Source organism: Paenibacillus barengoltzii NBRC 101215, from assembly GCF_004000745.1.
Taxonomy (GTDB): domain Bacteria; phylum Bacillota; class Bacilli; order Paenibacillales; family Paenibacillaceae; genus Fontibacillus; species Fontibacillus barengoltzii.
The window spans coordinates 46167-69318 of record NZ_BILV01000022.1 but is presented as its reverse complement, the minus strand read 5'-3'; the positions used below and the strand labels follow the sequence as shown (position 1 = coordinate 69318).

Sequence of the window (23152 nt, the reverse complement as noted above, 5' to 3'; positions counted from 1 at the left end):
GAATCCAGTGTCTCCCCCCATCCTGCTCGTTAGTTCTCCTTGCGGAACTCCGCAATCAAATCGGAAGTGATGATTTCGTCTGAGAAGCGCAGGCGTTTCATCGCTTCTTCGTGCTTCGCGCGGCATGCCTCGATCTCGGTAATCTTCCGATTGGTCAAGTCGTAGCAGCTGCCGTTCGTAAACAAGTTATCGTCGGATGGAATATAGTAGCGCTCGCCGTCTGTATACGCGCCGGAGCGCAGCACGACCAACCGATCCCTTGCACGTTCACTTCCCAGATCGGCAAATAGATTATTCCCCATCATGTAGTAGGAGTCTGAGGAAAAACCTAACAGATGCAGCAACGACGGCGTGAGGTCAAGCTGACCAGCGGGCTCCTCGTAGACACCGGCATGTTGACCATCCGGCAGATGGATAAGCAGCGGCACCTGATTCATGATCTGGTGCACATCAAGCTCGCTCAGCGATTTGCCGAAAAATTGTTCATACACCGCTTTGTCGGTGATCGAGTTGTCGTGATCCCCATAGAAGGCCAAAATCGTATGATCCCACAATCCTTCCTGCTTTAAGCCCTCCACGAACTCTCCAAGCGCGGCATCCACGTAATGCACGGCCTGCAAATAATCGCCGAATATCGTGCCCTTGAATTCGCCGGTATCCAGTTCCTGCAATCCAGCCGGCAGCGTATAAGGATGATGACTCGATAAGGTGATCATAAACGAATAAAAGGGCTGTTTCTCCTGAGCCATGATCGTGAGCGACTGCCGGAAGAAGGATTTATCTCCCAGCGACCAGCCCAGAGGCTCGTCCAGCTGGAAGTCTTTTTTGCTGTAAAACCGGTCGTAGCCCATCGCTTGATACATATTGTTCCGGTTCCAGAAGCTGCCCTCGTACGCGTGAAAAGCATCGGCAGTATAGCTGGCTTCTGTCTTCAGAATCTGCGGCAGCACGTCAAACGTATGGTTCGGATAACGGACAGCGACCGAGCCTGTGGGCAACGGATGCAAGGAACTGTTGGAGGAGAAGTCCGCATCCGAGGTGCGCCCTTGACCGGTTTGATGATAGAAATTCGAGAAATAGAGACTCTCACCCATCAGCTTGTTGAAATTCGGCGTGATTTCTTGGCCGCTTATGGTTTTGCCGATCATGAAATTCATAAAGGCTTCGGCCTGAATGACGATCACATTGCTGCCAGCATACTTCCCAAACAGGGCATTGTCCGCTTGGCGGCGCTGGCTAGCTTCGATGAACCACTGGCGGATCTCTTCCTGCTCCTCGGGGCTGACCGTTTGGCCGCCTCCGAGATGCTCCTTGAGGTAACGGCTTGCATCATAGTAATGGAAGCCTAGCAAGCCGGTCACGTTGTATAAGGAGACGTTCCACCAGTTGTTTTCGAACAACCCGACCGCCCAGGTTTGGGTATAAAAGCGAATGGGTCCCAACGTAAGCGCAAAGCCAAGTACAAAGATGCCGATCCCCGTATACAGGCGGCGGAATCTGCGCCAGCCGAGCGCGCGGCGAGAGGTGCCGCTAAAGGAAATGGGCGAGAAGGAGCCGCGCCCCAAGGCGTTGGATCTGCCGGTGCTGCGGAGCCAACCCGAAGGATGGCGGTTACCGCCTCCGTGTCTTATGCGGCGCACAGCCATAAACACCGCCCAAACCGCCCAATCGGCGATCAGCCACAGATCGGCAACGCGGATCAGCTCGCGGATGCTCCCGCCCAGATCCCCAACTTGTCCAGCTTGCAGCAGGACGGGCACAGTGAGAAAATCGCCAAAATAGCGGTAATAGACCAAATCGGCGAAGATGAGTACGGTGAGCAGCACGTTTAGCACTCCCAAGGCGATACTTCTTCCCTGTGGGGGCAGCCATAACGTCCAGAACGAAGCCAGCAGAATGGAACCGATGGCGATCAGATCGTCCAGCAGGTTCATGTCGATGTAACGGGCATGCAGATTATTATGCAAAATGACCAGTTTCATAAAAATCGCGGCCACAAAAAAGAAATAAACAAAATGGCGGTACTGCAGCCGAAGGCGGAATCGATTGCCGGAACCACCGCGATGAGATGTCAAACGCAGCATGACGACCTATTCGCTCCTTTCCTTGCTAAGGTGTAAAAGGGAGAGACCCTCCCTCTGCACCTAATGGCGCGGAGGAAGGGGCCCGAGATACTGCAAATATTGGCATTCGATACGCCCGTTGAACAGCTTGCGGCGCTTGTCCGCTTTGCGCTGGAACTCGTGCTCGAACTGCTTGGTTGGTGTCAGTGCGAAAAAAGACCACGTCGGCAGTCCGGCCATCACTCTCCCGAGCTGGGCGATCAGCTTGCGCACTTCCTTCTCTTCCCCAATCCGCTCACCGTATGGCGGGTTGGTGATCATCACGCCGTAATCGCCCTGCGGCTGGACTTTGGCGGCAGGCATGCAGGCGAACCGGATTTCGTTCGCCAGCCCGGCGCTTTTGGCCGCGGCTTTAGCGATTTCGATCGCGGCCGGGTCAATGTCGCTGCCGGCAATGTTCAGCGGTACATCGTCCCGTACCGCGTCAATCGCCTCGTCGCGCGCTTGCTGCCACAGCTCTGGCGGCACAACCGGCCATCGCTCGGCGTTAAACGTGCGCCGCAAGCCCGGCGCTATGTTCCAGCCGATCATCGCTGCCTCGATCGGCAACGTTCCCGAACCGCAGCACGGGTCGTAGAACGGGCGCACCGGGTTTTGATTCCAGCGGCTGAGCAGAATCATCGCCGCGGCCATCGTCTCCTTGAGCGGTGCTTCGGTCGCGTGCTTGCGGTAGCCGCGCTTATGCAGTGCTGGACCGGTCGTGTCCAGTGTCAGCAGCGCTTTGTCGTTAAGCAGATTTACTTCAATCACGTAACGCGGTCCGGTTTCTTCGAACCACTCGGTGTGATAGGATTGCTTCAGCTTTTCGACAATCGCTTTTTTCACGATCCCCTGACACGCCGGCACACTGCTGAGCTGCGATTTGTGCGAGCGTCCTTCCACCGGAAACTCTCCGTTTACCGGGATAAAATCTTGCCAAGGCAGCGCCTTGGTGCCTTCAAACAGCTCGTCAAAGGTGACGGCCGTAAACTCGCCCATTTTGATGAGGACGCGATCCGAGGTTCTTAGCCACAAATTACAGCGGCAAATATCGATGAGATCTCCGGTGAAATTCACCCTGCCGTTCTCCACCGCCGTATCTTCATAACCTAATTCTTTGAGTTCACGCGCCACCACGGCCTCCAGGCCCATCGGGGCGGTGGCGATCAGTTGCAAAGGTCCAGCCATATTTACGTCAATCACTCCAGCTTCGCATAGACTTGTGAGAATAGCGGAAAAACCATACAATTCAGTATAGGCCAATGTCTAACAAGTTACAAACGGTTCTTAAGTAAAAGGAATGAACGGATGAAAGGAAGATTATTCGATGCTGACGCCGGAGGAATACGGTGATGAATTATACGCCAAGGATGAAGTGCTGGAACGGGTAACCCAATCCATCGCCAACCAGGGGATGCGGGATGTGTCGATTGCGCCGGGATATGGGCGGCTGTTAACGCTGCTCGTCAAGCTGGCCGGAGCCAAATCCGTGTTGGAAATCGGCGCGCTGGGCGGATACAGCGGCATCTGCATGGCGCGGGGATTGCCTGCGGACGGGCGGCTCGTGTCCTTGGAGTTGAAGGAAGAGAACGCCGAACTGGCACGAACCAATTTGCATGAAGCCGGATACGGGGAGATGGTGGAATACATGGTAGGCCCCGCGCTGGACAGCTTGCATATCCTGGAGCAACGGGGGGAGCAGTTTGATTTCTTTTTGATCGATGCGGATAAGGAAAACTACCCGAACTATCTCGAATATGCGATCAAGTTGGCGAAACCGGGAGCGCTGATTGCCGGGGATAATATTCTGCTGCGCGGCCGGACGTTAAATCCCGACAAAAATGGACCGTCGGTACAAGCGATGCGCAGATTCAACGAGATGATCGCCACGGATGAGCGTCTGATCAGCACATTGCTGCCGGCATATGACGGGTTGGCGCTGGCGATGGTGAAGTAAGGCTTCCGACAAAAAGAACTATAGGGTAAGACAAGAACCTGCTGTAATGGCGGGTTTTTTAACGCGGCAATTTACCAAGGATGTACTATATTTTACAAAAAAATAAATAATTCTTCACAAAAATGCATCGAATCGTGTATAATTTAGACATCAGTAATTTTCCCCAGTATTAGCATCCTCTTCTATTTATTTAATTCCCTTCATGATCTTATGTGATACGCAGTTATGGTATAAGCTCCTTTGGGAGTTTATATAGACTTCCTTCAGAAAGGGGGGGCGTTTAGGGTTCCTGCAGAAGGTTGTAAAAGTGAGAATTTGAAATGCACAGCCAAGGATCAGACATAAGGCACATTTCCAATTTCAAAGGAGGGACAAGCATGACTTCAACACGGCTAGCACAATCGTTAGTTTTGAAGGCGCTTACTTCTTTGTTGGTCATGGTGATTGCTGGAATCGGAATGATCCTGTTATCGGAACAAGCTTCGGCTCACGGCTGGGTGGACGGGCCGGCAAGCCGGGCGATCTTGTGCAAAAACGGCCAGAATACGGACTGCGGTGCGATCGTATACGAGCCTCAGAGCTTGGAAGCGCCCAAGGGATTCCCGAATGCCGGACCAGCAGATGGGAAGATCGCGAGTGCTAATGGAGCCTTCCCTAAGCTGGATGAGCAATCGGCCAACCGATGGACCAAAGTGAACATTTCGGCCGGAACGAACACCTTCACCTGGAAATTTACCGCCCCCCATGCCACGGCAAACTGGAAATATTACATCACGAAACCGGGCTGGGACCCTAATGCCCCATTAACGCGCAATTCCTTTGATCTGACACCGTTCTGCACGGTGAACTATGGCGGGGTGCAGCCTCCGTTTACGTACTCGCATACGTGCAACGTCCCGGAGCGGACAGGGTACCATGTGATCCTGGCTGTCTGGGAGATCGCAGATACGGCGAACGCCTTCTACAACGTGATTGACGTCGATTTTGGCGGCGGCAACTCAGGAGACACGACCGCTCCGACGGCACCAACCGGGCTGGCGGCAACGGCCGTTACCTCGAACTCGGTTACGCTTAGCTGGAACGCCTCCAGTGATAACGTTGGCGTCACCGGCTACCGGGTTTATAATGGCAGCAACTTGGTAGGTACGGTGTCGGGATCCACGCTGAGCCATACTGTGACTGGGCTGAATGCGAACACGTCCTATACGTTTACCGTCAGGGCGGTGGATGGAGCGGGCAACAGCTCTTCGCCGAGCAACCCGGTGACCGTGACGACAAGCCCGGCCGTGAACGATACCCAGGCCCCTTCGGCTCCCGGTAACCTGCATGTTATGGGGACACCCACGTCCTCCAGTGTGACGTTAATGTGGAGCCCATCGACTGATAACGTGGGGGTCACAGGCTACCGAATTTATCGCGGATCCACCTTATCTGTAACCGTGTCTGGGACGGAGACCAGCTTTACGGTAACCGGACTCAGCGCAGCAACTTCCTATACGTTCACCGTTCGTGCAATTGACGCGGCCGGCAATGAATCTGCAGCCAGCAACACGGTGCAAGTGACGACAGCGTCGGCTCCTGCTGCGCAACCTTGGGCCCCAAATACCGCGTATGCGGTTGGGGAGTTGGTCAGCTACAACGGGGAGATCTACGAATGCCGTCAGGCTCATACTTCCCTGGTCGGCTGGGAGCCGCCGAACGTGCCGGCTTTGTGGCTGCTGAAATAATCTGAGACTCAAATCCCTCGGCTTTATTGCCGGGGGATTTTTTTCGCCGAATATTAGTTATCGGGGTTTGAACAGCGTTGGAGGACGAAAACAGCGTTCAAGTCCTGTGATGGTGAATGAAAGGATTTGATTGAAATTGAATGATTATGATAGAATATGATTGTTTTATGCTGAGGATATGAACCGATGGTGGAGTTGGGAGGGGAATGATGTTAACGGAAGAAAGGCATCGCCGGATTATGCGACGGTTGCAGGAGGCAGGTACGCTTAAGCTTCAGGAGCTATGCGTCATGCTTGAAGCGTCCGAATCCACCGTAAGGCGCGATTTGGCGGATTTGGAAGAACAGGGACTGCTTCGCCGGGTACATGGCGGCGCGACGCTCCCGATGATGCCCGGAGGTTTGGAGCCCGGGATGGCGGAGAAGTCTGCCGTCCATCTCCCGCAAAAACAGCAAATTGCTGAAGTTGCGTCGGGCTTGGTTCGCAGCGGGGAGGCGATCTATCTGGACGCGGGTACGACGACCTTGGCCATGATCCCTTATCTGCGCGGGAAATCGATCACCGTCGTGACGAACGGCTTACCGCAAGTGGAGGCGCTGCTTGAGGCAGACATTCCAGTGTACCTGCTTGGAGGTCTGGGCAAAAAACGCACGAAAGCCCTGGTCGGCAACCTAGCGCTGGAGCAGTTAACGCATTTTCGGTTTGACCGGTGTTTCCTTGGGGCGAATGGGGTTCATCCCGAGGCGGGGTATACGACGCCGGATCCAGAGGAAGCCGCATTAAAACGCCGTGCGAATGAGCAGTCCTCGCTCACCTATGTACTTGCCGATTCCAGCAAAATCGGGAATGTTGCTTTTGCCAAGATGTTCGAGCTGGAGCGGGCGGCCCTCATTACAGAGCAGGTTCCGGAACACTGGCGTAAGCCCATCTCGGAAATGACAAACCTAATTGGAGGATAATCCATGATGATTTACACACTTACTTTAAATCCTTCCATTGACTATATCGTGGAGGTTGACCGCCTGCAGCTCGGCGGGCTCAATCGGATGAACCGAGACCTGAAGCTGCCCGGCGGGAAAGGGATTAACGTCTCGCGCATCCTCAAGCGGCTTGGGGCGGACACGACAGCTATGGGGTTCCTTGGCGGCTTCACTGGGGATTTTATTGAAGAAGCTTTGCATAATGAAGGGATTCCTGCTGATTTTGTACGCATTCGCGGCGGGGAGACCCGGATCAATATTAAGCTTAAGCATGGCGCTGAAACGGAGATTAACGGTACTGGCCCAGTTATCGCACCGGGAGAAGCCGATGCTTTGGTGGAGAAGCTGTCCGTTTTGAAGGAAGGTGATCTGGTTATTTTGGCGGGCAGCCTGCCTTCCTCGCTTCCTGCCGACTACTATGAGCAGCTGATCAAGATGTGCCAAAAGCAAGGAGCAAAGTTCGTCATCGATACCACAGGTGAACCGCTGCGCCGGGCGCTGCCTTACCACCCGCTGCTTGTGAAGCCAAACCATCATGAGCTAGCTGAGCTGTTTGGCGTCGTGATAGAGACACGGGAGCAGTTGATCGCATACGGCCGCAAGCTGCTAGAAGAAGGGGCGCAGCACGTATTGATTTCGATGGCTGCGGAAGGCGCACTGTTGATCGGTGATAACGAGGTCTTCCATGCGAATGTTCCGCCCGGCAAGGTGCGCAACTCCGTTGGTGCTGGCGATTCAATGATCGCCGGATTTACGGGGACGCTCGCCTTAGGGGGAGACTTCATGGAGGCGTTCCGGGCCGGCGTAGCCTCGGGCAGCGCTACCGCTTTCTCCGACGATTTGGCCGAGCGTTCACTGATCGAGGAGCTGCGGGCGAAGGTGAGTATTGAGAAGATTGGATAAGGAAACAAACAGAAGACCCCCAACCGCAGATTGGGGGTCTTGCCATTTACCGAAGTAGATTCAGGGTCCGTCGTGATACAAATGCGCCCAGCCGTTACCGATGACTTGCGGCCGGCGAGGATTGCCGTCGCTCTGTTGGTAAGGCCGCAGCCCGTAACCCTGATTATAAGGCGGATGATAAGTATGTGGCGTCGAAGTTTGCTGCGCTTGAGCTTGCGGGTTCGGTTGATGACAGCCCAACGGAGGACCGATGATTACCGATTGATTTAGAGGGGCGAACGCAGCTCTTACTTTTTCTACATCCAGACAATAAGTATGGGCGAACGCTTCAGGTGGAGTCAGCCGCAGCATATCGGAGGCGAGAATAAATTCTGGAATCGGTTGATCAAAAATCGCCAGAAACCGCGTCCCATCCATCGTCGCCGTGTCGTAATGCCACCACCCTTGCGGGATACTGGTCGCCCATCCGGGACGGGTGGGGTAATGCTTCAATTCTTTGGTGAATGGGTTGATGATTGAGACCACCACTTCACCCGAAAGGCAATACACTAGCTCTGAAGCGTTTTGGTGAATGTGCATTTCGACGACGTTGCCTTTGTCGAGGTAGGTATCAAAAAAAGACATATTCCCCAGCGTGTTTATCTGATGAATGGAAAGCATGTTGATGAAGTTCCGTTGATCTTTGCGGAAGGTTGTGTTCCGGTTAACGTCGTACGTGAACTGTGCGTTGGGTGATGTGAAATCCATATAAGAAACCGCCATGTTGTTCCCTGCCTTTCCTATGTATAGGCACTATTGCTTCTACAGAATATCTATGTTTGAGATCGGGTTGATATGTATGTTTTGGGGAATCTTATAGGAGCCCTCGAGTTTGCTTTTTCGGCCGACGGTTTGTATGATGAGGTCAAAACAGCATTTACATAAAAAGGAGACGGGTTCATGAGTAACGTTCCGAAAATACTGATCGTTACCGGTGCGGTTCTTATCGTGATTGGTTTGCTGTGGATGTTCTTGGGAAGGTTCGTGCAACTGGGGCGGCTTCCGGGGGATATTGCGGTTGAACGGGGCAATTTTCGGTTCTACTTCCCGATCGTGACGTGTATCGTGCTCAGCGTTGTGTTCTCTTTAATCATGGCTGTGATTCGGTGGTTGATGAAGTGACGCCTGGGGTCTCGCGGGTCAAGGGCTGGCTGCTCGCCGCTCTGTCTGCCCCTACCGCCGTCAAAAGACTGCAAAAGTGCAGTTTTTTTCGGCCAAGTCGCCGAAGTAGAGGAAAAACCTGCAAAAGTGCAGGTTTTTTTGCTTGAAACAGTTGATTGGAGTTAAATCGCAAAAAATAACTGTATTTTTGCAGTTTTTCATCGTCTGCAACGAGTGAGGCGCGTTACTGGTAGCTGTTCTTCGTCTTAACGCCATTAATACCTGGCAGAAGGAATCTTGAAAACGACTCAAGGGACAGTTCCATGAGCTAATGCGTACCGTCTCCATATTTGTTGACGTAATGCGATAAGGCCAAGAGCGGCCAGATATATCGATAGCTGTGATAATGCACGTAAAAATAACCCGGTAACCCGGCTCCCGTTGGATACGTGGAGGGCCAATCCTCCTCATACAACATCGCGATCAGCCGGGCAACGCCCCGTTCGATCTCGGGCGTTGGCTGATCATGGACGGCGATCAACGCATCAAGCGCCCAGGCGGTTTGGGACGGTATGCTGGCCTGAAGCGAAACGTACCGCCTCAACTGATCGCTGCGGCATGATTCGCCCCAGCCGCCGTCCGGGTTTTGGATGCGCCTCAGCCAATCCGCCGCCTTCGCGATCCCCGGATGATCGGCGGGCATGCCCACGGCCATCAGCCCGGTGAGCGCCGCCCAGGTTCCATAGATGTAGCATATCCCCCAGCGGCCATACCAAGAGCCGTCTTCCTCCTGATGGCTCAGCAACCAATCCGCTCCGCGGGCCACCCAATCCTGTCGAACGCTCAGCTTGGCGAAGTTGCCCAAAAACTCTAGCGTCCTTCCGGTCAAATCCGCTTCAGAAGGATCGATGGCTGCGGACTTTGCTCCTTCAATCGCCAGCCAAGTGAGCATCTCTTTGTTGGTGTTCTTTTCGAAGGCTGGCCAGCCGCCGTCGTTATTTTGCATCGACCAAACCCAGTTAAGCCCGCGGTTCCATGATTCTAATACCTCACAATCGTCGGCATGAAAGGCGGACAAGGCGCGGAGGGCGGCGGTGGTGTCGTCGACGTCAGGGACGAACGTATTCGTCTCGGAGAACCCCCAGCCTCCGGGGACGATGCCCGGATTATGAATCTGCCAATCGCCAGGGCGGTGATGCTGGCGCTCACGCAGGTAATCGGCGGCTCGTTGGATGGCCGGATGAGTAGGTGAAACCCCTGCTTTTTGCAAAGCATAGGAAATCAACGCGGTATCCCATACGGTAGAGGGAGAGTTCTGGATCGTGACATAGCGTGTTCCCCCTTGGCCACCGCGGTCCACCGCAAACTTCATCTGAGATAACCCTTCCACCGCACGCTGGATCACCGGATGCTGCGGCTCGTATCCCAGCGCCAGCAAAGCGAACACCATCAGCACCGTACAGCTGGCGTACGTGTACAGCGTCCCATCGCTTTCAATTCGATCCAGCATATATTGCTCAGCCCGGTTAACGGCGGCATGGCGGATACGTTGCGGCGTACCTACCAAATGCGCCAAGGCCGATTGGATGAGCTTCAGCGGTTCCCGGCTTTCTGGAGTAAGCGTGAGCGGGTCTTCCTCTTCGCTGCGCGCGTCGAGAAACAGCTCGCTTAAATCCGGCGTTCGCTTTGAACGGGCGCGAAAATTCCGATCGGCCATGATCAGCAGCGGTACGAGATGCACCCGCGAATATCCGGAGAAATCATAAAAGTTCAGAGGTAACGATTCAGGCAATAGCAGGATTTCGATGGGGATGAGCGATAAGGAGGTCGGCCAATCTCTCTGTCCGGTGGCGGCCAGAATGGCTTTGGTGAGCAGGCTTCCGGCGTGCCCAATGCCGCCCCGGTCCAGGATATAACGTTTCGCCCGTTGAATCGGTTCGTCTTCCGGCTTGCTGTACCCGGAGTACAGCAAAGCGTAATAAGCCTCAACCGTAGCGGACAAGTGGCCTTCCTTGTCGTCATGGTACCAACGCCAGCAGCCTTCTGGTTCTTGGGCCGCAAGGATGCGATCGTGCAGCTGTCGGATCAAATCTTCTTTGTCATTGTTTAACGTACGAAAAAGAATGATTGTGCAAGCGTCAATCGAGATGCCGTTTTCGAAGCAAAAGCGCCACGTTCCGTCCAACTCCTGCCGCTCGATCAGTTCCTCGGTTAACCGTTGGATTTCTCCCCGGATCTCGCCCATGTACTGTGCCATCCTTGCTCCCTCCCTCGACCTGTCACCTCATTATATGAGCGGGCAAGGGTGGGCATGATCCATTCATGAGCAGCCGTTCCTCGATGGACCCGGACGATCCGCGCCTCAACGGCGACAAGCGAGCTTGGTTCTTCGAACAGACAAGATCACGAAATGGTGTAAAGTCCGGCGATTATTCGGTATAGTAGATGGAAGAAGTTTGGTGATGAGGATCCAAAATTGAACGTTACCTAAAAAGAGAGGGAACCAAGCGATGACGACAAGACTATATTTCGACGATGCCTATTTGACCCATTGGACCACCCGCATCAAGGACAAGCTGGAGCGGGAGGATGGCATTTACGTTGTTCTGGAAGAGAGCGCCTTCTATCCCCATGGAGGCGGTCAGCCCAACGATACCGGACGGATTGGCGGGATTCCGGTTCTGGATGTGATCAGTGAGGGCGATGTCGTGCTGCATAAGGTGGAGCGTTTCCCAGAGGAGGCCGAAGTACGCTGTGAAATCGACTGGGATCGCCGGTTTGACCACATGCAGCAACATAGTGGGCAGCATTTGCTATCCGCGGTTTGTCGCGAGCTGTATGAAGCGATCACCGTGAGCTTTCATCTGGGTGAAGATTATTGCACCATTGATGTAGAACGTCCCGAACTGTCTGCGGAACAGCTGGAGGCGATTGAACGTGAAGCGAACCGTCATATTTATTTGAATCACAAGATCTCCAGCTACTTCGTTACCCAGGAGGAGGCGTCCCGACTGCCGCTGGTGAAGCCTCCGAAGGCGGTGGACCGCGTCCGCATCGTGGAGATGGAAGACGTGGAGTACAACGGTTGTGGAGGTACGCATGTGGCGGCGACCGGTGCGATCGGGATGATTAAACTGCTGAAGACCGAGAAGCAGAAGGGGAATGTTCGGATCTTTTTCAAATGTGGGTACCGGGCCCTCAGAGAGTTTCAGGAGCAGCAACACATTTTAGCAACCATTACCGCCAAATTAAAAACAGGCCGGGACAGTATTCTGGAGCGCCTCGACAAATGGGAAGATGAGCAGAAGCGGTTGCAACGGGAGTACGATACGTTAAAAGAAGCGATGGACGAAGTAACCGTAAGTGAGCTGCTGGAGAAGCGCGAAGGCGGGATCATTGCGCAAATCTATGCGGACAAGTCCTTGAAGGATTTGCAAAGCCTTGCCCAAAAGCTGACGGCCCAAACTGATGCAGCGGTCCTGCTGGCCACGGAAGCGGAACAGAAGGTGGTGCTGGCCCATAACGGCAGCCTCTCGCTGTCCTGCGGAGCCTTCTTCAAGGAGCATCTCTCTGCTTATGGAGGCAAAGGCGGCGGCAGCGACAAGCTGGCACAGGCCGGCTTCAGCAGTTGGGCGGATGCGCTGGCTTTTTATGAGTTTGTGAAGCAGACTGTATCGTGAAAAAATATCGGGCGTCATCCCTGCGGATGCTCACGGATCAAATCGACAAAACGTTGGACCGCTGGAGACAGCGGTTCATTTTTTCGCGTATAGACCGAGATCGTATTCATCAGGTCTACGCCATCCACGAAGACGCGGCTCAGTAGTCCGCGCTCCACGTATTCCCTCACCACCAGCGCCGAAACGAAGCTGGCCCCGTACCCGGCAATCACCGCCTGGACGGTTTCGTTTAACCCGTTAAATTGCAAGGCGATGCGCGGCGCCTGTGCATTGTAGGTCCGGCATAATGCCATAAACCGTTCCCGTGTGGAGCTGCCGATCTCCCGCATGACAAAAGGTTCCCTGACCATGTCGTGGAGGGAGACGCGCTGTCCCGCATACCGATGTTTCGGGGAGACGACAAACCACAATTCGTCCCGGAACATTTCCTCTGCATGAACCGATTCAGGGTAGGTTTCTGGCAATCCGCCGTAGATCGCCAAATCCACCTCCAAATTCAGCAGTTGCTTTAGCGCATCCGTCGAATTTGTCGTGTTGATGCTCATCTCCACATGCTCGTATTGCGATTTAAATTTCGCGATCCAAGTCGGGACGAGGAAATGCGCGGGCAAATAAGTGGCTGCCAGCCGGATATGCCCCAGCTCCCCCATTTTATAATCTTGCAAAAACTGCTCGATCTGCTGCTCTACCGCAAAGAGGCGTCGGCTGTAGGTAAACAGCTTGTCCCCGACGTCGGTTAAGGCGATGCCGCGTCCTTGCGCTTTCAGCAGGGGCAGTCCCAGTTCCTTTTCCAGCTTACGGATCTGGGCGGAGATGGCCGGCTGGCTGATGTTTAACAGCTCCGACGCGCGCGTCACACTGCCTGTCTCCGCAATGACGTGGAACAACCGCAAGGCGTGTAAGTTCATTCCACTTAAGCCCCTTTCAATTCATAACTTTTATCTATGATTTACTTATAAAGATATATTATATTTATGGGTCTAAATCAACTACAATGTCCTCAGCAGGAAATATAATCGTATGCCAAAAGGAGCTGAGGCAGGGATGAACCTGGAAAAACTCGTTTATGATTACGATCAACAGGGGACAAATTACGCTGGATATCGGCGGACTGATCCGCGTATTGCGCGGTATGTGTTCGAGGCGTTGGGGGATGCCCAAACGATCATCAACGTGGGCGCTGGAACCGGGTCCTATGAGCCGAAGGACCGGTATGTCGTCGCAGTAGAACCTTCCGCAACGATGCGCAGTCAGCGGAGGGCGCGCGGAGCAGTTCCGGCCGTCAACGCCTGGGCAGATGCGCTGCCTTTTGATGATCAGGCTTTTGATGCAGGGATGGCGATGGTCACTGTCCACCATTGGCCTGATTTTCGCCATGGCCTTCAGGAGCTGAGAAGGGTGACGCGAGGGAACGTCATCGTCTTGACCTTTGATCCGGATGCACTCGATTCGTTCTGGACGGCTGAGTATTTTCCGGAGCTGATCGAAGCCGAGCGGCGGCGTTATCCGAAACCGCAGGACATTCTTGAAGCGCTGGGAGAGGGAGGGCAGATCATTCCGTTGCCCATTCCACTGGATTGTATTGATGGATTCCAGGAAGCTTTCTACGGCCGTCCGGAAGCGTTCCTGATCCCCGAGGTACGTCAGGCCCAGTCAGCATGGGGCTTCTTGGCGGAAGGCGTGGAGGAGCGCCTGGTTCAGCGTTTGGCCGATGCTTTGAAATCCGGGGAATGGGACCGCAAATACGGGCACTATCGGAACATGCCAACCATGACAGGGTCACTCCGGCTGATCGTCAGCGAATCCGAAGCATAAAGATAAAGTCCACATTCTTATAAGCTGTCTTCACCGCATACGCGTGGGAGGCGGCTTTTTTGCGTTTCTTTTACTGTGCGATGACGATTTTGACACTCCATTGATCCATGGCTAACGTTCCGGTGACATCCAAGCTATACACTAGCAGAGGAATTTGAACATCTCAACCTTCATAAAAAAAGGAGGCTTTCCTCATGAGCGAGCTGGATCACCAGGTGAGTCTGCCATCAAGGGGCCAATCCGTAGCATCGGCTTCTGCAGCGACTCGTCGACCTGCCCGCGCCGCAACCTTAAGACAACAGAACATTCGAGAACATGCGCTGGCCTATACGTTTCTGGCTCCGTCGTTGCTCCTGTTTGTCGTGTTTTTGTTCTACCCGCTGCTAAAGTCGGTGTACTTGAGCTTACACAGCACGGACCCGACTGGTCGAATCGCCTCATTTGTTGGCTTCGACAATTTTACCAGCCTTTTTGCCTCCGGCTTATTTGTCAGCGGGATGAAGGTGACAGCGCTCTTTGCCTTATTCACCGTGCCAACCGGAATGCTGATCGCGCTGGTGCTCGCAGCATTCACGCATCATCTTCGACGGGGGAGACGGTTTTTCCAATTCGCCTACTCGCTGCCGTTGGTACTCTCCGTTGGTTCAGCGGCGGTCATTTGGAAGTTTCTGTTTCACCCTACTTTAGGTATGCTTAACTACTTACTTGGCTTGGCCGGCGTGGGTCCGGTACCTTGGCTGATCAGCCCGGACTGGGCTTTGTGGTCCGTGTCGCTGATGACGGTCTGGATGAACTTGGGCTTTAATTACATCATCCTGTCCAGCGGGATGCAGGGAGTTCCCGACGAGCTGTACGAAAGTGCCAAGATCGATGGAGCTGGACCGATGACAACGTTTCGCAAAATTACGCTGCCGCTTCTGTCGCCCACGTTATTTTTCCTGTTGGTGGTGTCCATCATCAGTGCATTCCAATCGTTTGGGCAGATCAACATTCTGACATCGGGCGGGCCGATGAACCGGACGAACGTCTTCGTCTACACGATCTACCAAGAAGCCTTCGTCAACTTCCGGTTTGGTACGGGCAGTGCCCAAGCGCTTCTACTCTTCCTGGTCATTCTGCTATTGACCTTGATTCAGTTCAAATGGGTAGAAAGGAAAGTCCACTATCAATGAACAAGCTGACCTTTAACCAAATCATTGTGTTGTTGTTCATGACCGCAGCTGCAGTTCTCGTCCTTTATCCTATCGTTTACAGCCTGTTTATGTCCGTCATGACGCCGCAGGAAGCCAGCGCCTATCCACCGCATCTGGTGCCGCATTCGTTGCATTTGAGCAACTTTGCCGAGGTGCTACAGATCGTTCCGATTGCCTTGTTTATCGGGAACACCTTTCTGGTCTCCGGGATTGTGATGCTTGGACAATTGATCACCGCCAGCTTGGCAGCCTATGCCTTCGCCAAGATGGAATTCAAGGGCAAAGGCTTGATGTTCAGCTTATTTGTCGCCACGATGATGGTTCCTTGGGAAGTAACGATGATCCCCAATTATTTAACGGTACGCAGCCTGAATTGGTTGGACAGTTACCAGGGGTTAATGGTGCCGTTTTTGGCCACTGCCTTTGGGACGTTTCTGCTTCGCCAGTTTTTCCTGCAGCTGCCGAAGGAGCTGTTCGAGGCGGCGAAAATCGATGGCTGCGGGCATGTCCGTTACTTTCTGTTTCATGTGCTTCCGCTTTCAAGACCGGCGCTTGGAACGCTGGCGGTGTACTCTTTTTTGAATATGTACAACAGTTACTTATGGCCGCTTCTGATCACTAACAGCAAATCGATGCGCACGGTGCAGATCGGCATCTCCATGCTGGAATTTCAGGAGACAACCTCTTGGAATCTCGTATTCGCAGGGATTACGTTAGTCATTCTACCGTCCCTGCTGTTACTGGTGTTTGGACTTAAGCAACTCGTTCGCGGGATGGCGGCCGGGGCGTTGAAAGGCTAAGAAATTTTCAAAAATCATTTTACGTAGGGAGAGGTACGAACGATGAAAAGGTTTCGCTTCAAAAGCATGCTGCTGGTGATGGCAGCGTTGATGGTGGTTATTGCCGGGTGCGGCGGGAATGGGAATGAAGCAGGAAGCAGTGCGGCAACCGGGGGAACCAATACCCGCAGCGACAATTCGGCAAGCGCCAGCTCGGGGAAGAAGCCGATTCACCTGACCTGGTGGCACTCGATGTCAGGGGCGAATGAGAAGGCTATTAACGAGCTCGTCTCGGATTTTAATGCGAGCCAATCCGATATTGAAGTGGAAGCTGTGTTCCAAGGAAGTTACGATGAGAGCTTAAATAAGCTGAAAGCTTCGATGGGCTCGAACAGCGGCCCAGACTTGATCCAGGTGTACGAGATCGGCAGCAAATTTATGATCGACTCCAAGGCGATCACACCGGTGCAGAAGTTTATTGATGAAGACGGCTATGATCTCTCGCAGTTAGAACCTAACATTATTCGTTATTACACGATCGGCGGCCAGTTAAATGCTATGCCGTTTAATACGTCGAACCCGATACTTTACTACAACAAGGATGCCTTCAAAGCCGCAGGTCTGGATCCGGAAAATCCACCGAAAACGTTTGAGGAGTTTGAAGCGGCAGCTACCGCGTTGAGCAAGAAGGGGCAACCGGGCGCTGCGATCGCTGTTTATGCTTGGCTTGTCGAGCAGTGGTTTGCCAGCCAAAATGCCGATTACGTGAATAATGGCAACGGACGTGAAGCGGATGCCACCGAGTCGCTGCTCGCATCGGAGGCGGGGGTGAACATTCTGGAGTGGTGGAAAAGAATGGTGGACAACGGAGTTGTCGCTAATTTGGGCCGCAAAACCGATGACACGGACGCTGCCTTTGCTGCAGGCCAAGTGGCGATGACCTTAAATTCAACGGCGGCACTGCGTAACATCGTAGGAGCGGTTGGCGACAAATTCGAAGTAGGCACTGCCTTCCTGCCAAGACCCGCCAGCGCCAAAGAAGGCGGCGTGATCGTTGGGGGCGCAAGCTTGTATATCATGAACAACAAATCGGAAGAAGAGCAAAAAGCGGCATGGGAGTTTATCAAATACGTAACCTCTCCGGCTGCGCAGGCGAAATGGAGCGTAAACACCGGCTACTTCCCGATCACGAAAGCGGCTTACGACGAGCAAGTGTTGAAGGATAATATGGCGAAATATCCGCAGTTCCAAACCGCTGTTGATCAGTTGCATGCGTCGACGGAATCTACGGCGACCTCCGGTGCGCTGATGGGCGTCTTCCCGGAAGCGCGTCAATTCGTGGAAGGTGCGATCGAGGAAGTGCTGAACGGACAAAAATCGCCGAAGCAAGCATTGGAAGACGCCGCCAAGCAAATTACCGAGAAGATCAAGCAGTATAATGCGACGGTGCAGAAGTAACTTTATATTTTAGAAAGAGAGCCGGGAGATTGTCCCGGCTTTTTTACTTGGGATATTTAACTGTAAATCCTAACGTTAATTTCGAAGGTATTCCCCATCTGCGAAGAATAACAGTAAAACCTGCCGTTAATTTTTGGGAAAAGCGCACTATCGCGCAAATTTGTCCGAAATAACGTTACTTTTTCCTGTTAATGATGCTAAAACGGAGGATTGGCCTCGAAATAACAGCAGGTTTTCCCGTTAATTATCTTCGGTTCTCCGAACTGAGAGAACACTGGGCGACTCTGTTTACATAAGTCAGTCCCTTACAGCTTACCTCGGCGCTGGCATTCGCGGCTTTGGATGCGAATACAGCTTCACGCGCACCCAGAACATATTGATCAGCAGCAGGATACCGGAAATCACAAACAATCCCTCAATGCCGATATACCCGGCGAGAAAGCCGCCAATCAGCGAGCCCATCATATTGCCCAAGGCGAGGGTACTACTGTTAAACCCAAATGCCCGGCTCTCCATGCCGTCCGGGGTGTAAAAGCGGATCAGCGCGTTGACGCTAGGCAGCAATCCCCCCATGAACACGCCCATCAGGAACCGAATGGCGATCAATTGCCACACCGTCTGTACGAACGCCTGCGGAATCAGCGTAGCCGCCGCTCCAATCAGGCAAAAGGTCAGAATGCGGTGAGCGCCCAGCTTGTCGCTGATTCTGCCGAGTATCGGCGAAGTGATCATATTGGAAATGCCCGTCACGGCGCTGACAAATCCGGCCCAGAACGCCACGTCTGCGGTTTGTCCATGCAGCTTCTCCACATAGAGAGGCAGCAACGACATCGGGCTCAGCATCGCAAACTGCAGCAAGAAGGTTACGGCGAATAACGCGGTGAGCTGCGGCGTTTTGTTCAGCTCCAGGAAGCCTTGCAATACAGATGGTTGAGGCGTGTGCAGCGCCTCCTCCCGATCGAACTTCTCGCGTACGAAGAGGAGCGCCAGCATGGATGCGATAAACAGCAGCACCCCTGTAATGTAAAATATCGGCCGAAATCCGATCCACTCCGCCATCAACCCGCCAATTAAAGGGCCGAGGATCGTGCCAGCCACGTTGCCTGACTGGATCGTGCCCATCGCGAAACCCATTCGCTCTTTCGGCGCTGTACCTGAGATCAGTGCGACGGAAGCGGGGTTAAAGCCGGAGATCGTTCCGTTTAGCAACCGCAGGCCAAGCAGGTGCCACGGCTGGGTGGCGAAGCCCATCAACGTAATGACGATGGCCATGCCGAAGCCGGAGCGGAGCAGCATAATCTTACGTCCGTATTTGTCGGCGAGCTTCCCCCAGATCGGTTGAAAAATAAACGAAGTCGCGAAGTTAGCAGCAAAAATCATTCCAGCCCACAGCCCAATCGCCCGCTCTCCATGCACGTGCAAATCCCGCGCCAGATACAGCGAGAGGAACGGTGTAATCATCGTCATCCCGGCGTTGACCAGAAACTGCCCGAACCACAGCACAATGAGATTTATCTTCCAAGTTTTCAATTGTGCTTTCACTTCCTTTCGCTGAGGTTCTAGGATGCGTGAAAAACTTAGAGTTATACCAGTATACACCATTGAAAACCGGGATCAGGGCATTCTTCATAGCATCTTCATCCGATTGTCATAGGTTCGCCACGTTGTGATAGTTGTTACTTACTTTTAAGTAGGGCATAATGTAGATTAGAATGTTTATAGTGTAGATTGAATGTTCAGTTATCAAAATTTGGTTTCTACGAGTATTGGAGGCGTGCGGTTTGGCTTATAATGATCGCTTGATCCGGGCCCTGCGGAAGCAGGAGGTGGATCGCCTTCCGGTTTGGTACATGCGCCAGGCGGGCAGGTATGATCCGGATTACCGGAAAATCAAAGAGAAATACAGCTTATTGGAAATTTGCCGGCAGCCGGAGCTGGCGGCGGAAGTGACCATGATGCCCGTTCGTAAGCTTGGCGTGGACGCGGCTATTTTGTATTCCGATATTATGAATCCGGTTGCTTCACTGGGCGTTAAATTCGATATCGTCAAAAATATCGGCCCGGTCATCGAAGAACCGATCCGTACGCTTGCGGATATTGAGCGGCTTCGACCGATCGACGTTCACAAGGATTTATCGCATGTCTTGGAAACGATTGCGATTTTGGACAAGGAGCTGGATGTGCCGCTGATCACATTTGCCGGTGCTCCGTTTACGATTGCCAGCTACTTGATCGAAGGGCGGCCGTCCAAGAGCTATATCCGCACGAAAGCGATGATGTACGGCGATCCAGAAGCTTGGTTCAAACTGATGGACAAGCTGGGTGATATGGTGATCACCTACCTTCGGGAGCATGTGGAAAGCGGAGGCAAGGCGTTCCAACTGTTTGACAGTTGGGTAGGCGCGCTCGCTCCGAAAGATTTTCAGCGGTATGTACTACCAACGATTACCCGTATTTTTGCCGAACTTCAGGATTTGGATGTACCTAAAATTTATTTTCCTGGTGTCAGCTCGGGAGAGCTGCTGCCGACATTAACGGATATCGCTGCCGATGCCGTTGGCCTCGATTGGCGGGTATCGATTACAGAAGGCCGGCGCCGGACGGGCGGGAAGTTTGCGATGCAAGGCAATTTGGACCCGTATGTGCTAACCGCGCCAATGAATGTCATTAAGGCACAAGCAAAGGAAATTATCGATGACGGCCTGAACGCCCCTGGCTTTGTGTTCAACCTGGGTCATGGTCTGTTTCCGGAGGTTTCGCTGGATAAACTGCGCGAGCTGACGGAATTCGTACACGAATATTCAGCGGAAGCCATCATGCATCAACCTGTACGGCGTGCGTAAGACTAAGTCGCATTGAATATGGCACACAACTTTTGTACTTGAGGTGAACTGATATCGTGAAATCAAAAATCGGAGTTTTGGTGATGTCTTACGGCACGCCGCAGAGTTTGGATCAGGTTGAGGCGTATTATACGCATATTCGGCGTGGACATCCTCCAACCGCAGAACAACTTCAGGAGCTGGTCAGCCGGTATGAGGCGATCGTAGGCGGGGTGTTCCCGCTGCGTGCCAATACCGATAAGCAGGTCGCTGCTTTGCAGGAAACGTTGAACCGGATGTCTGCGGACATGGACGTCGAATTCATCTGCTATCAAGGATTAAAGCATGCTTATCCGTTTATTGAAGATGGTGTAGAGCAGATGGCGAAGTACGGCATCCGTGAGGCGATTGGCATCGTGCTCGCACCGCATTATTCCGTAATGAGCATCGGCGGGTATATCAAGCGGGCGCAAGCAAAAGCGGAGGAGCTGGGAGTGTCGGCACGCTTCGTGGAGAGCTATCATTTGCATCCGAAGCTGATCGAGGCTTTTGCCCAGCGCGTGTCCGCCAAGCTGGACCAGTTCGAGGAAGCCGGCGCATTGCGGGATGAGGTGAAAGTGCTGTTCAGCGCCCACAGCCTGCCGGAGAAAATCCTGCAAATGGGCGATCCTTACCGGGATCAATTGCTGGAGACCTCCCAAGCCGTCGCCGAGAAAGCCGGCGTGAAGAACTGGCAGTTTACGTGGCAAAGTGCCGGGCGTACCGCCGATCCGTGGCTCGGGCCGGATATTTTGGACACGCTGAAGGAATTAAGCGAGGAGCAGGTAGAGGACGTCCTGGTCGCTCCGGTCGGCTTCGTGTCGGACCATCTGGAAGTGCTGTACGATCTGGACATCGAAGCCAAAACGATCGCCAAAGAGCTGGATATGCGGCTGGAGCGGATCGAATCGCTGAACACCGAGCCTTTGTATATGGAAGCGCTCAGCGACGTCATTATCAAATCTTGGGAAAAGAGATGAGAAGGCATGCGTGATTCTTCACGTCAAGTGGTCATTATTGGCGGAGGGCTGACCGGTTTGTCTGCGGCCTTTTACGTTCGGAAATTTTACAAGGAACGGGGCGTCACCCCGCAAATTACGCTGCTGGAAAAGGGAAACACTCTCGGCGGCAAAATTGAAACACTGGAGAAGGACGATTTTGTGATCGAGAAAGGTCCGGATTCCTTCCTGGCTCGCAAGACGGTGATGATTGATCTGGCGAAGGAGCTGGGGCTGGAAGGCGAACTCGTCTCGATGAACCCGGAGGCCAAGAAGACCTACATCGTCAGCGAAGGGAAGCTGCATCCGATGCCTTCCGGGCTGGTGCTGGGCATCCCGACCGAGCTGGGACCGTTCTTGCGCAGCGGTCTTGTCTCTTGGAGCGGCAAAGCCCGGGCGATGCTGGACCTCGTGATGCCGCCTCGGCTCAGCGAAGAGGATGAGTCGCTTGGCGCATTTATCGAGCGCCGGTTGGGTGCCGAAGTGCTGCAAAACATCACCGAGCCGCTGCTCGCGGGCATTTATGCCGGCGATACTTACCACCTCAGCCTGCAATCGACCTTTCCGCAGTTTGGAGAGGTGGAACGAGCTTACGGCAGCCTGATCAAAGGCATGATGTCCGGGAAGAAGCCTACCGAGACGCACACCGGCACTAAACGCAGCGCCTTCCTCACGTTCCGCAAAGGATTGAAGACGCTGGTTAACGGCTTGGTTGAGTCGCTGTCGGATGTGGATTGCCGCATGCGCACTGAGGCGGTGGAACTTCGCCGCAACGGAACGGAAGCGTATGAAGTTGTCCTCGCCTCGGGCGAGATGATCCCAGCGGATGAAGTGATCGTTACGGTGCCGGCGTTTGCCGCTGCCGAGCTGCTGCGGCCGCATGTGGATGTGACCGCGCTGGATGCGGTGAACTATGTGTCCGTGGCCAACGTGGTAATGGCCTTTGACCGCGAGGATGTCACCGGCCAATTTGACGGTTCAGGCTTCCTCGTGCCGCGCAAAGAAGGCATGAACATTACCGCCTGCACATGGACCGGCATCAAATGGCTGCACACGAGCCCGGACGACAAAATGCTGCTGCGCTGTTACGTCGGCCGCTCCGGCGATGAGGAGAAGACGTTCTTGCCTGATGAGGAGCTGCTGGAGCTGGTGCTCGGCGATTTGAAACAGCTGATGAACATTACGGCCCGCCCGTTGTTCACAGAAATTACCCGGCTGCCCAAATCGATGCCGCAGTATCCGGTGGGCCATCTGCAGCAGGTTGCGGAGCTGCGCAGCCAATTGGAGCAGAAGCTGCCCGGCGTATATGCAACAGGAGCGGCGTTTTACGGCGTTGGTATGCCTGACTGCATCAAGCAAGCGAAGGAGCTGGCGGAGCAAATGGCAGACCAGATGAAGGTCGCTCAAGCTTAAGGCGATGGCCGGCTAACCGCCCTGACATAGGACTTCCTGACCCCCTGCCTGTAAAATAGGCGAGGGGTTCTATTTATTTCCGGAGACCTGATATAATAAAATCATACGGTCGGCTTTACAACGCGAAGGAAGGGGGACAGCGCCTT

At 53.7% G+C, this 23152-nt stretch carries 19 protein-coding genes; 13 read left to right on the top strand and 6 right to left on the bottom strand.

Features of this window, described 5'->3' with window-relative positions; genetic code table 11:
• Nucleotides 1–29: 29 nt before the first annotated feature.
• Both PBA01S_RS08485 and PBA01S_RS08480 read right to left on the bottom strand, forming a co-directional pair.
• Complete coding sequence (locus tag PBA01S_RS08485; RefSeq protein WP_127575779.1) at nt 30–2084, bottom strand: LTA synthase family protein; 2055 nt, start codon at nt 2082–2084, stop codon at nt 30–32.
• A 60-nt stretch (nt 2085–2144) separates the two neighbouring features.
• The gene (locus PBA01S_RS08480; RefSeq protein ID WP_028538777.1) at nt 2145–3290 is read right to left on the bottom strand and encodes a THUMP domain-containing class I SAM-dependent RNA methyltransferase; all 1146 of its coding nucleotides are present in this window, start codon (nt 3288–3290) and stop codon (nt 2145–2147) included.
• A 139-nt stretch (nt 3291–3429) separates the two neighbouring features.
• On the opposite strand from PBA01S_RS08480, the gene PBA01S_RS08475 reads away from it, so the two are divergent.
• The 4 genes from PBA01S_RS08475 (at nt 3430) to pfkB (ending at nt 7669) form a co-directional block, all read left to right on the top strand.
• Entirely contained in the window at nt 3430–4059 is a 630-nt protein-coding gene (locus PBA01S_RS08475; protein WP_085278796.1) for an O-methyltransferase, read from the top strand.
• A gap of 377 nt (nt 4060–4436) precedes the next feature.
• Nucleotides 4437–5786 (top strand): lytic polysaccharide monooxygenase, encoded by a 1350-nt coding sequence (locus PBA01S_RS08470; RefSeq protein WP_028538775.1) that lies wholly within the window; start codon nt 4437–4439, stop codon nt 5784–5786.
• Between the two features lie 209 nt (nt 5787–5995).
• Nucleotides 5996–6745, top strand: coding sequence for a DeoR/GlpR family DNA-binding transcription regulator (locus PBA01S_RS08465; protein ID WP_016312785.1), 750 nt, complete (start codon nt 5996–5998; stop codon nt 6743–6745).
• Between the two features lie 6 nt (nt 6746–6751).
• Nucleotides 6752–7669 (top strand): 1-phosphofructokinase, encoded by a 918-nt coding sequence (gene pfkB, locus PBA01S_RS08460; protein ID WP_028538774.1) that lies wholly within the window; start codon nt 6752–6754, stop codon nt 7667–7669.
• A gap of 60 nt (nt 7670–7729) precedes the next feature.
• On the opposite strand, the gene PBA01S_RS08455 is transcribed toward pfkB, so the two are convergent.
• Complete coding sequence (locus PBA01S_RS08455; RefSeq protein ID WP_036700008.1) at nt 7730–8431, bottom strand: cupin domain-containing protein; 702 nt, start codon at nt 8429–8431, stop codon at nt 7730–7732.
• Between the two features lie 177 nt (nt 8432–8608).
• Here PBA01S_RS08455 and PBA01S_RS08450 point away from each other — a divergent pair, with 177 nt between their 5' ends.
• Nucleotides 8609–8830 carry a DUF2905 domain-containing protein gene (locus PBA01S_RS08450; protein ID WP_028538772.1) on the top strand — a complete coding sequence of 74 codons (222 nt, stop codon included), beginning with the start codon at nt 8609–8611 and terminating at the stop codon, nt 8828–8830.
• A gap of 307 nt (nt 8831–9137) precedes the next feature.
• Here PBA01S_RS08450 and shc read toward each other — a convergent pair whose 3' ends face one another.
• The gene (gene shc / locus PBA01S_RS08445; protein ID WP_127575778.1) at nt 9138–11066 is read right to left on the bottom strand and encodes a squalene--hopene cyclase; all 1929 of its coding nucleotides are present in this window, start codon (nt 11064–11066) and stop codon (nt 9138–9140) included.
• 253 nt (nt 11067–11319) lie between these two features.
• Here shc and PBA01S_RS08440 point away from each other — a divergent pair, with 253 nt between their 5' ends.
• Nucleotides 11320–12489 carry an alanyl-tRNA editing protein gene (locus tag PBA01S_RS08440; protein ID WP_127575777.1) on the top strand — a complete coding sequence of 390 codons (1170 nt, stop codon included), beginning with the start codon at nt 11320–11322 and terminating at the stop codon, nt 12487–12489.
• 14 nt (nt 12490–12503) lie between these two features.
• On the opposite strand, the gene PBA01S_RS08435 is transcribed toward PBA01S_RS08440, so the two are convergent.
• Complete coding sequence (locus PBA01S_RS08435) at nt 12504–13397, bottom strand: LysR family transcriptional regulator (protein WP_028538769.1); 894 nt, start codon at nt 13395–13397, stop codon at nt 12504–12506.
• Nucleotides 13398–13533: 136 nt separating this feature from the next.
• On the opposite strand from PBA01S_RS08435, the gene PBA01S_RS08430 reads away from it, so the two are divergent.
• From PBA01S_RS08430 to PBA01S_RS08415, 4 genes are all read left to right on the top strand, one after another.
• Nucleotides 13534–14304, top strand: coding sequence for a class I SAM-dependent methyltransferase (locus tag PBA01S_RS08430; protein ID WP_051416909.1), 771 nt, complete (start codon nt 13534–13536; stop codon nt 14302–14304).
• Between the two features lie 194 nt (nt 14305–14498).
• Complete coding sequence (locus tag PBA01S_RS08425) at nt 14499–15476, top strand: carbohydrate ABC transporter permease (protein ID WP_028538767.1); 978 nt, start codon at nt 14499–14501, stop codon at nt 15474–15476.
• On the top strand, nt 15473–16297 hold the full coding sequence (locus tag PBA01S_RS08420; protein WP_127575776.1) for a carbohydrate ABC transporter permease: 825 nt from the start codon (nt 15473–15475) through the stop codon (nt 16295–16297). Before PBA01S_RS08425 ends, PBA01S_RS08420 begins: the two co-directional genes overlap by 4 nt.
• A 42-nt stretch (nt 16298–16339) precedes the next feature.
• Nucleotides 16340–17734, top strand: coding sequence for an ABC transporter substrate-binding protein (locus PBA01S_RS08415; RefSeq protein ID WP_127575775.1), 1395 nt, complete (start codon nt 16340–16342; stop codon nt 17732–17734).
• Nucleotides 17735–18046: 312 nt separating this feature from the next.
• On the opposite strand, the gene PBA01S_RS08410 is transcribed toward PBA01S_RS08415, so the two are convergent.
• Nucleotides 18047–19264, bottom strand: coding sequence for an MFS transporter (locus PBA01S_RS08410; protein ID WP_028538764.1), 1218 nt, complete (start codon nt 19262–19264; stop codon nt 18047–18049).
• A 251-nt stretch (nt 19265–19515) separates the two neighbouring features.
• On the opposite strand from PBA01S_RS08410, the gene hemE reads away from it, so the two are divergent.
• Genes hemE through hemG form a run of 3 tightly spaced genes read left to right on the top strand, consistent with a single transcriptional unit; the run spans nt 19516 to nt 23006 of the window.
• Complete coding sequence (hemE, locus tag PBA01S_RS08405) at nt 19516–20577, top strand: uroporphyrinogen decarboxylase (protein ID WP_127575774.1); 1062 nt, start codon at nt 19516–19518, stop codon at nt 20575–20577.
• Between the two features lie 56 nt (nt 20578–20633).
• Nucleotides 20634–21575, top strand: a complete 942-nt coding sequence (hemH, locus tag PBA01S_RS08400; RefSeq protein WP_127575773.1) for a ferrochelatase — start codon at nt 20634–20636, stop codon at nt 21573–21575.
• 6 nt (nt 21576–21581) lie between these two features.
• Complete coding sequence (gene hemG, locus PBA01S_RS08395; RefSeq protein WP_127575772.1) at nt 21582–23006, top strand: protoporphyrinogen oxidase; 1425 nt, start codon at nt 21582–21584, stop codon at nt 23004–23006.
• Nucleotides 23007–23152 lie beyond the last annotated feature (146 nt).

Coding starts and splice junctions, on each gene's coding strand:
- PBA01S_RS08485 (WP_127575779.1), bottom strand. CDS start 2,084: ATGCTGCGTTTGACATCTCATCGCGGTGGTTCCGGCAATCGATTCCGC.
- PBA01S_RS08480 (WP_028538777.1), bottom strand. CDS start 3,290: ATGGCTGGACCTTTGCAACTGATCGCCACCGCCCCGATGGGCCTGGAG.
- PBA01S_RS08475 (WP_085278796.1), top strand. CDS start 3,430: ATGCTGACGCCGGAGGAATACGGTGATGAATTATACGCCAAGGATGAA.
- PBA01S_RS08470 (WP_028538775.1), top strand. CDS start 4,437: ATGACTTCAACACGGCTAGCACAATCGTTAGTTTTGAAGGCGCTTACT.
- PBA01S_RS08465 (WP_016312785.1), top strand. CDS start 5,996: ATGTTAACGGAAGAAAGGCATCGCCGGATTATGCGACGGTTGCAGGAG.
- pfkB (WP_028538774.1), top strand. CDS start 6,752: ATGATTTACACACTTACTTTAAATCCTTCCATTGACTATATCGTGGAG.
- PBA01S_RS08455 (WP_036700008.1), bottom strand. CDS start 8,431: ATGGCGGTTTCTTATATGGATTTCACATCACCCAACGCACAGTTCACG.
- PBA01S_RS08450 (WP_028538772.1), top strand. CDS start 8,609: ATGAGTAACGTTCCGAAAATACTGATCGTTACCGGTGCGGTTCTTATC.
- shc (WP_127575778.1), bottom strand. CDS start 11,066: ATGGCACAGTACATGGGCGAGATCCGGGGAGAAATCCAACGGTTAACC.
- PBA01S_RS08440 (WP_127575777.1), top strand. CDS start 11,320: ATGACGACAAGACTATATTTCGACGATGCCTATTTGACCCATTGGACC.
- PBA01S_RS08435 (WP_028538769.1), bottom strand. CDS start 13,397: ATGAACTTACACGCCTTGCGGTTGTTCCACGTCATTGCGGAGACAGGC.
- PBA01S_RS08430 (WP_051416909.1), top strand. CDS start 13,534: ATGAACCTGGAAAAACTCGTTTATGATTACGATCAACAGGGGACAAAT.
- PBA01S_RS08425 (WP_028538767.1), top strand. CDS start 14,499: ATGAGCGAGCTGGATCACCAGGTGAGTCTGCCATCAAGGGGCCAATCC.
- PBA01S_RS08420 (WP_127575776.1), top strand. CDS start 15,473: ATGAACAAGCTGACCTTTAACCAAATCATTGTGTTGTTGTTCATGACC.
- PBA01S_RS08415 (WP_127575775.1), top strand. CDS start 16,340: ATGAAAAGGTTTCGCTTCAAAAGCATGCTGCTGGTGATGGCAGCGTTG.
- hemG (WP_127575772.1), top strand. CDS start 21,582: ATGCGTGATTCTTCACGTCAAGTGGTCATTATTGGCGGAGGGCTGACC.